Origin of the sequence: Pseudomonas sp. Je.1.5.c, assembly GCF_051129895.1 — a bacterium.
Taxonomy (GTDB): domain Bacteria; phylum Pseudomonadota; class Gammaproteobacteria; order Pseudomonadales; family Pseudomonadaceae; genus Aquipseudomonas; species Aquipseudomonas urmiensis.
Genome location: NZ_JBCPSP010000011.1, coordinates 22,843 through 35,820, shown reverse-complemented (window position 1 = coordinate 35,820; position 12,978 = coordinate 22,843). Strand labels below are relative to the sequence as shown.

12 protein-coding genes are annotated in these 12,978 nt (G+C 60.2%); 10 read left to right on the top strand and 2 right to left on the bottom strand.

Going from position 1 to position 12,978, the window contains the following annotated elements:
- The first annotated feature begins 34 nt into the window (after positions 1-34).
- From odhB to AAZU54_RS11240, 6 genes are all read left to right on the top strand, one after another.
- The gene (gene odhB / locus AAZU54_RS11265; protein WP_392465314.1) at positions 35-1,255 is read left to right on the top strand and encodes a 2-oxoglutarate dehydrogenase complex dihydrolipoyllysine-residue succinyltransferase; all 1,221 of its coding nucleotides are present in this window, start codon (positions 35-37) and stop codon (positions 1,253-1,255) included.
- Positions 1,256-1,347: 92 nt separating this feature from the next.
- On the top strand, positions 1,348-2,784 hold the full coding sequence (lpdA, locus tag AAZU54_RS11260; RefSeq protein WP_434727158.1) for a dihydrolipoyl dehydrogenase: 1,437 nt from the start codon (positions 1,348-1,350) through the stop codon (positions 2,782-2,784).
- A gap of 172 nt (positions 2,785-2,956) precedes the next feature.
- Complete coding sequence (sucC, locus tag AAZU54_RS11255; RefSeq protein WP_186555707.1) at positions 2,957-4,123, top strand: ADP-forming succinate--CoA ligase subunit beta; 1,167 nt, start codon at positions 2,957-2,959, stop codon at positions 4,121-4,123.
- Positions 4,123-5,007: a succinate--CoA ligase subunit alpha gene (sucD, locus tag AAZU54_RS11250; RefSeq protein ID WP_016393102.1), complete on the top strand. Its 885-nt coding sequence runs from the start codon at positions 4,123-4,125 to the stop codon at positions 5,005-5,007. The genes sucC and sucD overlap by 1 nt, the downstream gene beginning before the upstream one ends.
- A 471-nt stretch (positions 5,008-5,478) precedes the next feature.
- Positions 5,479-6,792, top strand: a complete 1,314-nt coding sequence (brnQ, locus tag AAZU54_RS11245; protein ID WP_186555708.1) for a branched-chain amino acid transport system II carrier protein — start codon at positions 5,479-5,481, stop codon at positions 6,790-6,792.
- A 275-nt stretch (positions 6,793-7,067) separates the two neighbouring features.
- Positions 7,068-7,832, top strand: coding sequence for a DUF599 domain-containing protein (locus AAZU54_RS11240; protein WP_186555709.1), 765 nt, complete (start codon positions 7,068-7,070; stop codon positions 7,830-7,832).
- Positions 7,833-7,883: 51 nt separating this feature from the next.
- Here the strand turns inward: AAZU54_RS11240 and AAZU54_RS11235 are convergent, their stop codons facing one another.
- A complete protein-coding gene (locus AAZU54_RS11235) occupies positions 7,884-8,159 on the bottom strand; it encodes a hypothetical protein (protein WP_186555710.1) in 276 nt (91 codons plus the stop codon).
- A gap of 156 nt (positions 8,160-8,315) precedes the next feature.
- Between AAZU54_RS11235 and AAZU54_RS11230 the strand changes: the two genes are divergently transcribed.
- From AAZU54_RS11230 to AAZU54_RS11215, 4 genes are all read left to right on the top strand, one after another.
- Complete coding sequence (locus tag AAZU54_RS11230) at positions 8,316-8,795, top strand: PaaI family thioesterase (RefSeq protein ID WP_186555711.1); 480 nt, start codon at positions 8,316-8,318, stop codon at positions 8,793-8,795.
- Entirely contained in the window at positions 8,792-9,250 is a 459-nt protein-coding gene (locus AAZU54_RS11225; RefSeq protein WP_186555712.1) for a PaaI family thioesterase, read from the top strand. Before AAZU54_RS11230 ends, AAZU54_RS11225 begins: the two co-directional genes overlap by 4 nt.
- 95 nt (positions 9,251-9,345) lie before the next feature.
- The gene (gene htpG / locus AAZU54_RS11220) at positions 9,346-11,253 is read left to right on the top strand and encodes a molecular chaperone HtpG (RefSeq protein ID WP_186555713.1); all 1,908 of its coding nucleotides are present in this window, start codon (positions 9,346-9,348) and stop codon (positions 11,251-11,253) included.
- Positions 11,254-11,312: 59 nt separating this feature from the next.
- Positions 11,313-12,038, top strand: coding sequence for a dienelactone hydrolase family protein (locus AAZU54_RS11215; protein ID WP_312152706.1), 726 nt, complete (start codon positions 11,313-11,315; stop codon positions 12,036-12,038).
- 28 nt (positions 12,039-12,066) lie between these two features.
- Here the strand turns inward: AAZU54_RS11215 and AAZU54_RS11210 are convergent, their stop codons facing one another.
- Complete coding sequence (locus tag AAZU54_RS11210) at positions 12,067-12,930, bottom strand: pirin family protein (protein ID WP_405129275.1); 864 nt, start codon at positions 12,928-12,930, stop codon at positions 12,067-12,069.
- Positions 12,931-12,978 lie beyond the last annotated feature (48 nt).

The window sequence follows — 12,978 nt, the reverse complement described above, 5'->3', positions numbered from 1 at the left end:
CGCACCTGAAACCGAATTTAAGGAAACACTGATAATGGCTATCGAGATCAAAGCCCCAACCTTCCCGGAATCGGTTGCCGATGGCACCGTTGCCACCTGGCACAAACAGCCGGGCGAAGCCGTCAAGCGTGACGAGCTGATCGTCGACATCGAGACCGACAAAGTCGTTCTGGAAGTGCTGGCTACCGCTGACGGCGTGCTGGGCGCAATCGTCAAGGGCGAGGGCGACACCGTCCTGTCCGATGAAGTCCTGGGCTCGATCGTTGAAGGCGGCGCTGCTGCCGCTGCGCCTGCTGCCGCCCCGGCTGCCGGCGCCGCTGCTCCGGCCGCTGCTGCCGATGCTGGCGAAGACGATCCAGTTGCTGCGCCTGCCGCACGCAAACTGGCTGAAGAAAACGGCATCGACCTGGCTTCGATCGCTGGCACTGGCAAAGGCGGTCGCGTCACTAAAGAAGACGTGGTTGCAGCCGTTGCCAACAAGAAGTCCGCACCTGCCGCAGCACCTGCTGCCAAGCCTGCCGCCGCCGCCCCAGTTGTGACCGCCGCCGGCGATCGCACCGAGAAGCGCGTGCCGATGACCCGCCTGCGCGCCAAGATCGCCGAGCGTCTGGTCGAAGCCCAGTCGAACATGGCCATGCTGACCACCTTCAACGAAGTCGACATGACCGAAGTCATGGCCCTGCGTTCGAAGTACAAGGACCTCTTCGAGAAGTCCCACAACGGCGTACGCCTGGGCTTCATGTCGTTCTTCGTCAAGGCCGCTACCGAAGCCCTCAAGCGCTTCCCAGCAGTCAACGCCTCGATCGACGGCAACGACATCGTCTACCACGGCTTTGCTGACGTCGGCGTCGCCGTCTCCAGCGACCGTGGCCTGGTGGTACCGGTACTGCGCAACGCCGAGCAAATGAGCCTGGCGGAAATCGAGAACGGCATCGCCACCTTCGGCAAGAAGGCACGTGACGGCAAGCTGGGCATCGAAGAAATGACCGGTGGTACCTTCACCATCACCAACGGTGGTACATTCGGCTCGATGATGTCGACCCCGATCGTCAACCCACCGCAGGCGGCCATTCTGGGCATGCACAACATCATCCAGCGTCCGATGGCGATCAATGGCCAAGTGGTCATTCGCCCGATGATGTACCTGGCGCTGTCCTACGATCACCGCCTGATCGACGGTAAGGAAGCGGTAACCTTCCTGGTGACCATCAAGAACCTGCTGGAAGACCCGGCTCGTCTGCTGCTGGACATCTAAAACGCAGCTGCAAGCGGTAAGTGGCAAGCTCCAGGGGGAGTGCGCCACTTGCCGCTTGAGGCTTGCCGCTTGAAGCTTAAAAGGAATCTTTTATGACCCAGAAATTCGACGTGGTAGTGATTGGTGCAGGCCCTGGCGGCTATGTAGCCGCGATCAAGGCCGCTCAGCTTGGCCTGAGCACCGCCTGCATCGAGAAATATACCGACGCCGAGGGCAAACTGGCCCTGGGCGGTACCTGCTTGAACGTGGGTTGCATTCCTTCCAAGGCTCTGCTGGACAGCTCCTGGAAGTACAAGGAAGCCAAAGAGAGCTTCAACGTTCACGGTATCTCCACTGGTGAAGTGAAGATGGACGTGGCTGCGATGGTTGGCCGCAAGGCTGGCATCGTCAAGAACCTGACCGGTGGCGTTGCCACCCTGTTCAAGGCCAACGGCGTCACTTCGATCCAAGGCCACGGCAAACTGCTGGCGGGCAAGAAAGTCGAAGTCACCAAGCCTGACGGCAGCACCGAAGTCATCGAAGCCGAGAACGTCATTCTCGCTTCCGGCTCGCGCCCGATCGACATTCCGCCGGCTCCGGTCGACCAGAACGTCATCGTCGACTCCACCGGCGCCCTGGAATTCCAGGAAGTGCCTAAGCGTCTGGGCGTCATCGGCGCTGGCGTGATCGGTCTGGAACTGGGTTCGGTATGGTCGCGCCTGGGTGCCCAGGTCACCGTTCTCGAAGCACTGGACACCTTCCTGATGGCCGCAGACACCGCGGTTGCCAAGGAAGCCCAGAAAACCCTGACCAAGCAAGGTCTGGACATCAAGCTGGGCGCTCGCGTGACCGGCTCGCAGGTCAACGGCAACGAAGTCGAAGTGACCTACACCGATGCCAGCGGCGAGCAGAAGATCACCTTCGACAAGCTGATCGTTGCGGTCGGCCGTCGCCCTGTGACCACCGAGCTGCTGGCGGCTGACAGCGGCGTCAACATCGACGAACGTGGCTACATCTTCGTCGATGACTACTGCGCTACCAGCGTTCCGGGCGTCTACGCCATCGGTGACGTGGTGCGTGGCATGATGCTGGCGCACAAGGCCTCGGAAGAGGGCATCATGGTCGTCGAGCGCATCAAGGGCCACAAAGCCCAGATGAACTACGACCTGATCCCATCGGTTATCTACACCCACCCGGAAATCGCGTGGGTCGGCAAGACCGAACAGGCCTTGAAGGCTGAAGGCGTTGAGGTTAACGTGGGCACCTTCCCGTTCGCGGCCAGCGGCCGTGCGATGGCGGCCAACGACACCGGTGGTTTCGTCAAGGTCATCGCCGATGCCAAGACCGACCGCGTTCTGGGTGTGCATGTGATTGGCCCATCGGCTGCCGAACTGGTGCAGCAGGGCGCAATCGCGATGGAATTCGGCACCAGCGCCGAAGACATCGGCATGATGGTGTTCAGCCATCCGACCCTGTCCGAAGCGCTGCATGAAGCCGCGCTGGCAGTGAATGGCGGTGCCATTCACGTAGCCAACCGTAAGAAGCGTTAATTATAAGAAACCACGGCGGGCTGCCCGTCGTGAGTCTTGCGTGCATGACTCACCGCGGAACGTCCGCCGGACCGGGCCTTTGGGACCACCCAACGGTTAAAGGTCACAGGTGGTGCGGCGCCGTAACTGGCGCAGCGCCGAAGCGCAGTACCTAACGAAGACGGTAAAAAGCATGAATCTTCACGAGTATCAGGGTAAGCAGCTGTTCGCTGAATACGGCCTGCCAGTTTCCAAGGGTTTCGCAGTCGACACCCCTGAAGCTGCAGCAGAAGCCTGCGAAAAGATCGGCGGTTCCGAGTGGGTTGTAAAAGCTCAGGTTCACGCTGGCGGTCGCGGTAAAGCGGGCGGCGTCAAGCTGGTTCGCAGCAAAGAAGACGCCAAGGCGTTCGCTGCGCAATGGTTGGGCAAGAATCTGGTCACTTACCAGACCGATGCCAACGGTCAACCAGTCTCCAAGATCCTGGTCGAATCCTGCACTGACATCGCCAAAGAGCTGTACCTGGGCGCTGTAGTCGACCGTTCGAGCCGTCGTATCGTGTTCATGGCTTCCACCGAAGGTGGCGTGGACATCGAGAAAGTCGCTCACGACACTCCTGAGAAGATCCTCAAGGCCACCATCGATCCGCTGGTCGGCGCTCAGCCGTTCCAAGGTCGCGAGCTGGCTTTCCAGCTGGGCCTGGAAGGCAAGCAAGTCACTCAGTTCGCCAAGATCTTCGTAGGTCTGGCCAAGCTGTTCAAGGATCACGATCTGGCCCTGCTGGAAGTGAACCCGCTGGTGATCAAGGCCGATGGCGATCTGCACTGCCTCGATGCCAAGATCAACATCGACGCCAACGCCATGTACCGTCAGCCTAAGCTGAAAACCTTCCACGACCCGTCGCAAGACGACGCCCGTGAAGCCCACGCTGCCAAGTTCGAACTGAACTACGTAGCCCTGGAAGGCAACATTGGCTGCATGGTCAACGGTGCCGGCCTGGCCATGGGTACCATGGACATCGTCAACCTGCACGGCGGCAAGCCAGCCAACTTCCTCGACGTAGGTGGTGGTGCTACCAAAGAGCGCGTGACCGAAGCCTTCAAGATCATCCTGTCCGACAGCAATGTCGCGGCCGTACTGGTCAACATCTTCGGCGGCATCGTTCGCTGCGACATGATTGCCGAAGGCATCATCGGCGCTGTGAAAGAAGTCGGCGTCAAAGTACCGGTTGTCGTCCGTCTGGAAGGCAACAATGCCGAACTCGGCGCTAAAGTACTGGCAGAAAGCGGTTTGAACATCATTGCTGCAACCAGCCTGACCGACGCTGCTCAACAAGTTGTCAAAGCTGCGGAGGGCAAGTAATGAGCGTCCTGATCAATAAAGACACCAAAGTCATCTGCCAGGGCTTCACCGGCTCGCAGGGTACTTTCCACTCCGAACAAGCCATCGCCTACGGCACCAAGATGGTTGGCGGCGTGACCCCAGGCAAAGGCGGCACCACTCACCTGGGCCTGCCAGTGTTCAACACTGTGAAAGAAGCTGTAGAAGCTACCGGCGCTGATGCGTCGGTGATCTACGTTCCGGCTCCTTTCTGCAAAGACTCGATCCTGGAAGCGGCCTTCGGCGGCATCAAGCTGATCGTCTGCATCACCGAAGGCATTCCTACCCTGGACATGCTCGATGCCAAGGTCAAGTGCGACGAGCTGGGTGTTACCCTGATCGGCCCTAACTGCCCAGGCGTTATCACTCCGGGCGAGTGCAAGATCGGCATCATGCCAGGTCACATTCACTTGCCAGGCAAGGTCGGTATCGTTTCGCGTTCCGGCACCCTGACCTATGAAGCCGTCAAGCAGACCACCGACGCCGGCTTCGGCCAGTCGACCTGCGTCGGCATCGGCGGTGACCCGATCCCAGGCTCCAACTTCATCGACATCCTGAAGCTGTTCCAGGAAGACCCGAAGACCGAAGCGATCGTCATGATCGGTGAGATCGGCGGTTCGGCTGAAGAAGAAGCGGCTGCCTACATCAAGGCCAATGTCACCAAGCCTGTCGTGTCTTACATCGCTGGTGTTACCGCACCTGCTGGTAAGCGCATGGGCCACGCTGGCGCCATCATCTCCGGCGGCAAGGGTACTGCAGACGAGAAGTTCGCTGCCCTGCAAGACGCTGGTGTGAAAACCGTGCGTTCCCTGGCAGACATCGGCAAGGCCCTGGCCGAGCTGACTGGCTGGGAAGCCAAGAAGTAAGTAACACGTAGTACCCCCCACGCGCACAGAGGCCACCTTCGGGTGGCCTTTGTCGTTTCTGGGGGGGCAAGATTGCTGTTGGCTGATCTGGCCTCTTCGCGGGCAAGCCCGCTCCCACAGTGCACATGAAGTCCCTGTAGGGGCGGGCTTGCCCGCGAAGAGGCCGGATCAGCCAACAGAAAATCGATCGGTTCAATAGAATTTTTAAGCCTTACCCCTTTCCCAGTCCTGCGATAATTGCCCGCGTCCTCGGTCGCGCAGACGACAAACACATACGCACATCGGACAAGCAGCACTGTTACAGTGCGTTTTCCAGGCAAAACGTTTAACCTACGCGCTCACTCTGTGCCCGTGCCCCAAAAGGGAACGACACGCTAAACGGGTCTGGCCTATCAAGCCGGGCAGCATTTCCCTCACCCATGGGGAAATCCCTTCTCGAATCCCGATTTCAGCAGTGTGGTACGACCCTAAATGAAAGTGTTAAAAGGCCAGGATATCCTGGCACTTGGCTTTATGACGTTTGCGCTTTTCGTAGGCGCCGGCAATATCATCTTCCCGCCTATCGTCGGCCTGCAGTCCGGTCCGCACGTGTGGATGGCAGCCTTGGGCTTTTTGGTCACCGCGGTCGGCCTGCCGGTCATCACCGTGGTCGCCCTGGCCAAGGTCGGCGGCGGCATGGACGCGTTGAGCAGCCCGATCGGCAAGTTCTTCGGCGGCCTGCTGGCAGCTGTCTGCTACCTGTCGGTAGGTCCTCTGTTCGCCACCCCGCGTACCGCTACGGTGTCGTTCGAGGTAGGCGTGGCGCCGCTGACCGGTGAAAGCCCGTTGGCCTTGTTCATCTACAGCCTGGTGTACTTCCTGGTGGTGCTGGCAGTGTCGATGTATCCGGGCAAGCTGCTCGATACCGTTGGCCGCTTCCTGGCGCCGCTGAAGATCATTGCCCTGGCTGTGCTGGGCATCGCTGCTTTCGCGCTGCCAGCGGGGACCATTGGCGAAGCGCAACCGGCCTATGCTGCCGCAGCCTTCTCCAAGGGCTTCTCCGATGGCTACCTGACCATGGATACCCTGGGCGCCCTGGTGTTCGGTATCGTCATCGTCAATGCCATCCGCTCGCGCGGTGTCGAGTCGCCGCAGCTGATTACCCGCTATGCCATCATTGCCGGTCTGATTGCCGGTGTCGGCCTGGCCCTGGTGTACATCAGTCTGTTCCGCCTGGGTGCTGGCAGCCACGATATCGCGGCGGATGCCACTAACGGCGCAGCGGTATTGCATGCCTATGTGCAGCACACCTTCGGATCGCTGGGCAGTGGCTTCCTGGCCGTGTTGATCGCGCTGGCCTGTCTGGTGACTGCGGTAGGCCTGACCTGCGCCTGCGCCGAGTACTTCAGCCAGATCCTGCCGCTGTCGTATCGCGCCTTGGTGGTGATCCTGGCAGGCTTCTCGCTGCTGATCTCCAACCTGGGCCTGACCAAGCTGATCATGTTCTCGATTCCGGTGCTGACGGCCATCTACCCGCCGTGCATCGTGGTAGTGGGCTTGAGCTTCGTCAAAGACCTGTGGAACTCGCCGACGCGCATTCTGGCGCCGGTGATGTTGGTCTCGCTGGTATTCGGCGTGGTCGATGCGATCAAGGGCAGCAGCCTGGCTCACGTGCTGCCCGACTTCATGGCTCACCTGCCGTTCAGCAATGAAGGCATGGCCTGGCTGGTGCCTTCGGTCATCACTCTGGCCGGGGCTGTGGTCTGCGATCGTATGCTCGGCAAGCCGCGCGAGGCCATGGCCTGATGGATTGACCAGGAGGCAGGCGCCGGCCACAAGCCGAAGGGCGCCAGCAAATGGTTGAGACCAAAAACCCCGTATCCGTCAGGATGCGGGGTTTTTTTCTGGTCGGTCCCCACTCAGGCATCTGCGCAGATGTCGTGCGTGGGAGCGGGCTCGCCCCGCGATAAGGCCCGCACGAGCAAAGCAGATTATTCTCTCAAGCACGTGCCTTTTACCGAATCCAAACGTCGAAAACCGGTCAATATCTTTCTTTGCACCTGAACGGTCGAGAACCCTGCATGAGCTTCATCCAAAGCAATTTGAGCAATCTGTTGGCGGTCTGCTGGTTCGCCCTGTGCTGGGGTGGCTACACCCGCTACGCCATCTGGAAGGGCCGCGACACCGCTTGCCTGGCCAGTGTCCTGCACCTGTACCGCGAGGACTGGATGCGCCGCATGCTCCTGCGCGACAACCGCATCGCCGACGCCAGCGTAATCGGTAACCTGGAGCGCAACGCCTCGTTCTTCGCCTCCAGTACCCTGATTATCCTGGCCGGTATCCTCACCGTGCTTGGCGCCTCGGATCGGGCATTGTCGCTGCTGGCCGACCTGCCCTTGGTGCAGGAGGCGTCGCAGGGCGTCTCGGAGATCAAGCTGCTGAGCCTGGCGGCGGTGTTCGTCTATGCCTTCTTCACCTTCAGCTGGTGCATGCGCCAATACAACTTTGCTGCAGTGCTGGTCGGTTCGGCGCCGATGATCGGCGAACGCCTGGTCAATGAACTGGAGCGCAAGGCGTTTGCCTCGCGCGCGGCGCGGGTGTTGTCGCTGGCGGCCAACCAGTTCAACTTGGGCTTGCGCTCTTATTACTTCGGCATGGCCATGTTGACCTGGTTCATTAGCCCCTGGATATTCATGGGCACTACGATTGGCGTAGTGCTGATTCTTTATCGCCGCGAGTTCCATTCGGATGTGTTGGACGTGATGGTGTTCACACCGACCGAAAGTGCACCGATCGATGCGGCTAAAGAAAGTTCCATTGCATCGACTGAAACGATTAATCCTTAAACATCAGGCACAAAAAAACCCGACAGTGTCGGGTTTTTTTGTTTATACCGATTACTGCTTAGCTGGCTCGGTTGGAGCCGGGGTAGCAGGTGCGGTTTCTTCAGCGGCTTCTTCAGCAGCTTTTTGCTGCGCTTCGGCCTGATCTTTGGCGGCTTCGGCGTTTTCCTTGGCAGCCTCGTTCATTTTATCCTGAGCTTCGCCCGCTTTTTCCTGGGCTTGCTCAGCGTGTTGCTGTGCGTCCTGGGCTTTGTCTTCACTTGCCTTGTCGCAAGCGGCCAGACCCATGGCAGCGGCCAGCATCAGAGCAAAAGCAAAAGGTTTACGCATGGGGGTGTCTCTCCTTGGTGGAATAACTTACTTGTTCCTTCGAGCTCAAGTAAGTGGAATAAGTTCCGCGAAGATTACAGATATATAACGCCCCGTTCTACATAGACTTTTCACTGATTTTGTGCCGCTGACGAATCAGTACAAGGAAATCGCCCGATGAGCGACACACCCTTGATAGCCATGGCTGAGCGCTTTCTCTCAGCATTGAAACATTGTCAGGTTTTGCAGATGCGCGTGCATCACGCTGACGCCAGTGGCATGACCCTGGTAATGCCCTGGTCGCCAATGATTGTCGGCAACCCCCAGACCGGCGCCGTGCATGGCGGTGCGCTGACCACGCTGATGGACACCACCTGCGGCATGGCCACGCTCTGCGCGCTGGAGCAGTTCGAGGTGTGCCCGACCCTGGATTTGCGCATCGATTACATGCACCCGGCCGACCCCGGCAAGGCTATCCACGGTCACGCATACTGCTATCGGGTGACCCGTGATGTGATCTTCACCCGCGGCACGGCCTATCAGGATGACCCCGAGCAACCCATCTGCCAGGTGGTCGGCACCTTCATGCGCCTGGGCCAGGAGGTCAAAGGGGGCATCCGCTTTGGAAACAGCTTGAAGAAGGAGCAGGGCGTATGATCCCCCGCGATGTTCGCCAGCGCCTTAACGAAGCGCACGCGGCGGGCGACTACCGGCCGCTGCTGGCATTGATCCCTTATGCAGGCCTGATTGGCATCGAGTGCGAACGTCGCGGCGACGAGCTGCTGTTCCGCCTGCCGGCCAACCCGGACAACGTTGGCAATCCGCTGTTGCCGGCGATTCATGGCGGGGTGATCGCAGGCTTCATGGAGCTCAGCGCCGCGCTGTACCTGCTGATCTACAGCGAAAGCGTGAGCATTCCCAAGATCATCGATTTTTCCATCGATTACCTGCGCGCCGGCCACCTGCGCGACACCTTTGCCCACTGCCAGCTGTGGCGCCAGGGCAGGCGGGTGACCAACGTTGCCATCACCGCCTGGCAGGCTGATCGGGACACGCCGATCGCCACCGCCCGTGCGCATTTCAAGATCGAACCAGAAAAGCCCTTGAAATAGTCAGGTCAGCCCCCATCTGCTTGTCATCCCGCCGTAAAAGCAGGCCAATCGGGCCGCTGGGCGACAACTGCCATCAGATCGGAGTTTTGAAGACCATGAGTGTGGAGACACAAAAAGAAACCCTGGGCTTCCAGACCGAGGTAAAGCAACTGCTGCACCTCATGATCCACTCGCTGTACTCGAACAAGGAAATCTTCCTGCGCGAGCTGATTTCCAACGCCTCCGACGCCGCTGACAAGCTGCGTTTCGAGGCCTTGGCCAAGCCTGAGCTGCTCGAAGGCGACGCCGACCTGAAGATCCGCGTCAGCTTCGATAAAGACGCCAACACCGTGACCCTTGAGGACAACGGTATCGGCATGAGCCGTGAAGACGTCATCGCCCACCTGGGTACCATCGCCAAGTCCGGCACTGCCGACTTCATGAAGAACCTCAGTGGCGATCAGAAAAAAGATTCGCACCTGATTGGCCAATTCGGCGTGGGCTTCTATTCGGCGTTCATCGTCGCCGACAAAGTCGACGTCTACAGCCGCCGCGCCGGCCTGCCAGCTGCCGAGGGCGTGCACTGGTCGTCCAAGGGCGAGGGTGAGTTCGAAGTCGCCACCATCGACAAGCCACAGCGTGGCACCCGTATCGTCCTGCACCTGAAAAAGGGTGAAGAAGAGTTCGCCGATGGCTGGCGTCTGCGCAACGTGGTCAAGAAGTACTCCGACCACATTGCCCTGCCGATCGAACTGCCCAAAGAGCAAGCCGCAGCCGCTGAAGGCGAAGAGCAACCTGCGCAAGAGTGGGAAACCGTCAACCGCGCCAGCGCCCTGTGGACCCGTCCGCGCACCGAGGTCAAGGACGAGGAGTACCAGGAGTTCTACAAGCACATCGGCCATGACTTCGAGAACCCGCTGGCCTGGAGCCACAACAAGGTCGAAGGCAAGCTCGAATACAACTCGCTGCTGTACGTCCCGGCCCGCGCGCCGTTCGACCTGTACCAGCGCGAAGCGCCACGCGGCCTGAAGCTGTACGTGCAGCGCGTGTTCATCATGGACCAGGCCGAGTCGTTCCTGCCGCTGTACCTGCGTTTCATCAAGGGTGTGGTCGACTCCAACGACCTGTCGCTGAACGTCTCGCGTGAAATCCTGCAGAAGGACCCGATCATCGACTCGATGAAAACGGCCCTGACCAAGCGCGTGCTGGACATGCTGGAGAAACTGGCCAAGAACGAGCCTGAGCAGTACAAGGGCTTCTGGAAGAACTTCGGCCAGGTGCTCAAAGAAGGCCCCGCTGAAGACTTCGCCAACAAAGAGAAGATCGCCGGCCTGCTGCGTTTCGCTTCGACCCATGACGACAGCGGCGAGCAAAGCGTGTCGCTGGCCGATTACCTGGCGCGCGCCAAGGAAGGTCAGGACAAGATCTACTACCTCACCGGCGAAACCTACGCGCAGGTCAAGAACAGCCCGCACCTGGAAGTCTTCCGCAAGAAAGGCATCGAAGTGCTGCTGCTGACCGATCGTATCGATGAGTGGCTGATGAGCTACCTGAGCGACTTCGACGGCAAGAACTTTGTCGACGTCGCTCGCGGTGACCTGGACCTGGGCCAGCTGGATTCGGAAGAAGACAAGAAGGCCCAGGAAGAAGTCGCCAAAAACAAGGAAGGCTTGGTCGAGCGTCTGAAGACTGCCCTGGGTGACAGCGTCGCCGAAGTGCGTGTTTCGCATCGTCTGACCGATTCGCCGGCGATCCTCGCCATTGGCGAGCAGGACCTGGGTCTGCAGATGCGCCAGATCCTCGAAGCCAGCGGGCAGAAGGTGCCGGATTCCAAGCCGATCTTCGAATTCAACCCGGCTCACCCGCTGATCGACAAGCTCGACAACGAGCAGAGCGAAGACCGCTTCGCGGAGCTTTCGCACATCCTGTTCGATCAGGCCGCGCTGGCGGCTGGCGACAGCCTGAAGGACCCAGCGGCCTACGTTCGTCGCTTGAACAAGCTGCTGGTCGAGCTGTCTGCTTGAGTTAGTTGCTAGGAAAGCCCGCTTCGGCGGGCTTTTTTCATGGTGCAAGGAGGAGTTTGATGAGCAAGGTAATCGTCGAATCGCTGGTCTATCACCTGTCCGGCAAGACCTATGAAAGCCGCTTGGTGTATGAGCCCGGTGCGCTGGGGCGACCAGGCCTGGTGATGGCGCCGAACTGGATGGGTATCGGTGAAGGTGCCGAGCGCATTGCCAAGGAAGTTGCCGAAAAGGGTTATGTGGTATTGATCGCTGACCTGTATGGCCAGTCGGTGCGCCCGGCCAATGCCGATGAGGCAGGCAACGCGATGATGCCGCTGAAGAATGATCGCGGTGAGTTGCGCAAGCGCATGAAAGAGGCGTTGGATCAACTGCTGGGGCAGTCCAAGGCGCTGCTGGAGCCGGGTAAGGTGGCGACCTTCGGTTTCTGCTTTGGCGGTTGCTGTGCGCTGGAGTTGGCGCGTACCGGGGCTGATCTTAAGGCTGCCGTGTCGTTCCATGGCACCCTGGATACGCCGAACCCAGAAGACGCCAAGCGCATCAAGGGCTCGGTGCTGGTGCTGCATGGTGCCTCGGACCCCTTGGTGCCGCGTGAGCAGTTGCCGGCGTTCGAGGAAGAAATGAATGCCGCCAAGGTCGATTGGCAGTTGCTCAGCTATGGCGGTGCGGTGCATTCGTTCACTGATCCGAATGCCAATGTGCCGGGCAAGATGCAGTACGACCGCAAGACCTCGGAGCGGGCGTTCAAGGCGATGCACAACCTGCTGGCGGAAGTGTTCAAAGGTTGAGTGTGCCGGGGCCGCGCAGCGGCCCCAACTAGCGCGGTAACTCGATCCGTTCGATTTCCCCAGGCACCACCGGCCAATCCCCAGCAGCCCAGCGCACCCGGGCCTGTTCGATCAGCGCCGGATCACTTGCGACAAAATTCCAGTTCATCCGCCGTGGCCCATCCAGCGGCGCGCCACCGATCAGCACCAACTGGCATTCGCCCTCGGCATACAGCGTCACCTCTTCACCCTCCGGCAACACCAGTAGGCTGCACGGCTCGACCTCCTGCCCATTGAGCTGCAACTCGCCATCGAGCAGGTACAGCGCCCGCTGGGCATGCTCGCTCGGCACCAGCAGGGTTGTCGCCGGTTGCATGCGCACATGGGCGTACAGGGTAGGGGAGAGCACGGGCACCGGCGACTCCAGGCAAAAGCCGTTGCCGGCAATCAAGCAGATGCGCACGCCCAGCGCTTCACTGACCGGCAGGCTCGCCGCGGGGTGATGACTGTAGCTTGCCAGGCCCTGCTCATGCTCACGTGGCGAGGCCAGCCATACCTGCAGCCCATGCAGGCGCGAGCCGTTGGCAAAACCCTCCGCGGGCGTGCGCTCGACATGGGCGACGCCGCGCCCGGCCGTCATCCAGCTGACATCGCCAGGCAAAACCCGCTGATCCGAGCCCAGGCTGTCCTTGTGCAGGATTTCGCCCTCGAACAAGTAGGTCAGGGTCGACAGGCCAATATGCGGATGCTGGCGGATATCCATGCCGCTGCCAGGCGCATAGTCGGTCTCCAGCATATGGTCGAAGAAGACGAACGGGCCGACGCTGCGGCACTGCGCCGAAGGCAGTGGGCGCAGGATCGGCTGGCCCTCGACCGATTCGGCGCGCGGACGGATGATCAACGGGCTGCTCATGTTCGGCTCCAGGCGGCGCGGTAAGTGCCCACCAGCATAACGGGTTGT

Excerpts from the sequence above, each read along its gene's own strand:
- odhB (WP_392465314.1), top strand. The coding sequence starts at position 35 with ATGGCTATCGAGATCAAAGCCCCAACCTTCCCGGAATCGGTTGCCGAT.
- lpdA (WP_434727158.1), top strand. The coding sequence starts at position 1,348 with ATGACCCAGAAATTCGACGTGGTAGTGATTGGTGCAGGCCCTGGCGGC.
- sucC (WP_186555707.1), top strand. The coding sequence starts at position 2,957 with ATGAATCTTCACGAGTATCAGGGTAAGCAGCTGTTCGCTGAATACGGC.
- sucD (WP_016393102.1), top strand. The coding sequence starts at position 4,123 with ATGAGCGTCCTGATCAATAAAGACACCAAAGTCATCTGCCAGGGCTTC.
- brnQ (WP_186555708.1), top strand. The coding sequence starts at position 5,479 with ATGAAAGTGTTAAAAGGCCAGGATATCCTGGCACTTGGCTTTATGACG.
- AAZU54_RS11240 (WP_186555709.1), top strand. The coding sequence starts at position 7,068 with ATGAGCTTCATCCAAAGCAATTTGAGCAATCTGTTGGCGGTCTGCTGG.
- AAZU54_RS11235 (WP_186555710.1), bottom strand. The coding sequence starts at position 8,159 with ATGCGTAAACCTTTTGCTTTTGCTCTGATGCTGGCCGCTGCCATGGGT.
- AAZU54_RS11230 (WP_186555711.1), top strand. The coding sequence starts at position 8,316 with ATGAGCGACACACCCTTGATAGCCATGGCTGAGCGCTTTCTCTCAGCA.
- AAZU54_RS11225 (WP_186555712.1), top strand. The coding sequence starts at position 8,792 with ATGATCCCCCGCGATGTTCGCCAGCGCCTTAACGAAGCGCACGCGGCG.
- htpG (WP_186555713.1), top strand. The coding sequence starts at position 9,346 with ATGAGTGTGGAGACACAAAAAGAAACCCTGGGCTTCCAGACCGAGGTA.
- AAZU54_RS11215 (WP_312152706.1), top strand. The coding sequence starts at position 11,313 with ATGAGCAAGGTAATCGTCGAATCGCTGGTCTATCACCTGTCCGGCAAG.
- AAZU54_RS11210 (WP_405129275.1), bottom strand. The coding sequence starts at position 12,930 with ATGAGCAGCCCGTTGATCATCCGTCCGCGCGCCGAATCGGTCGAGGGC.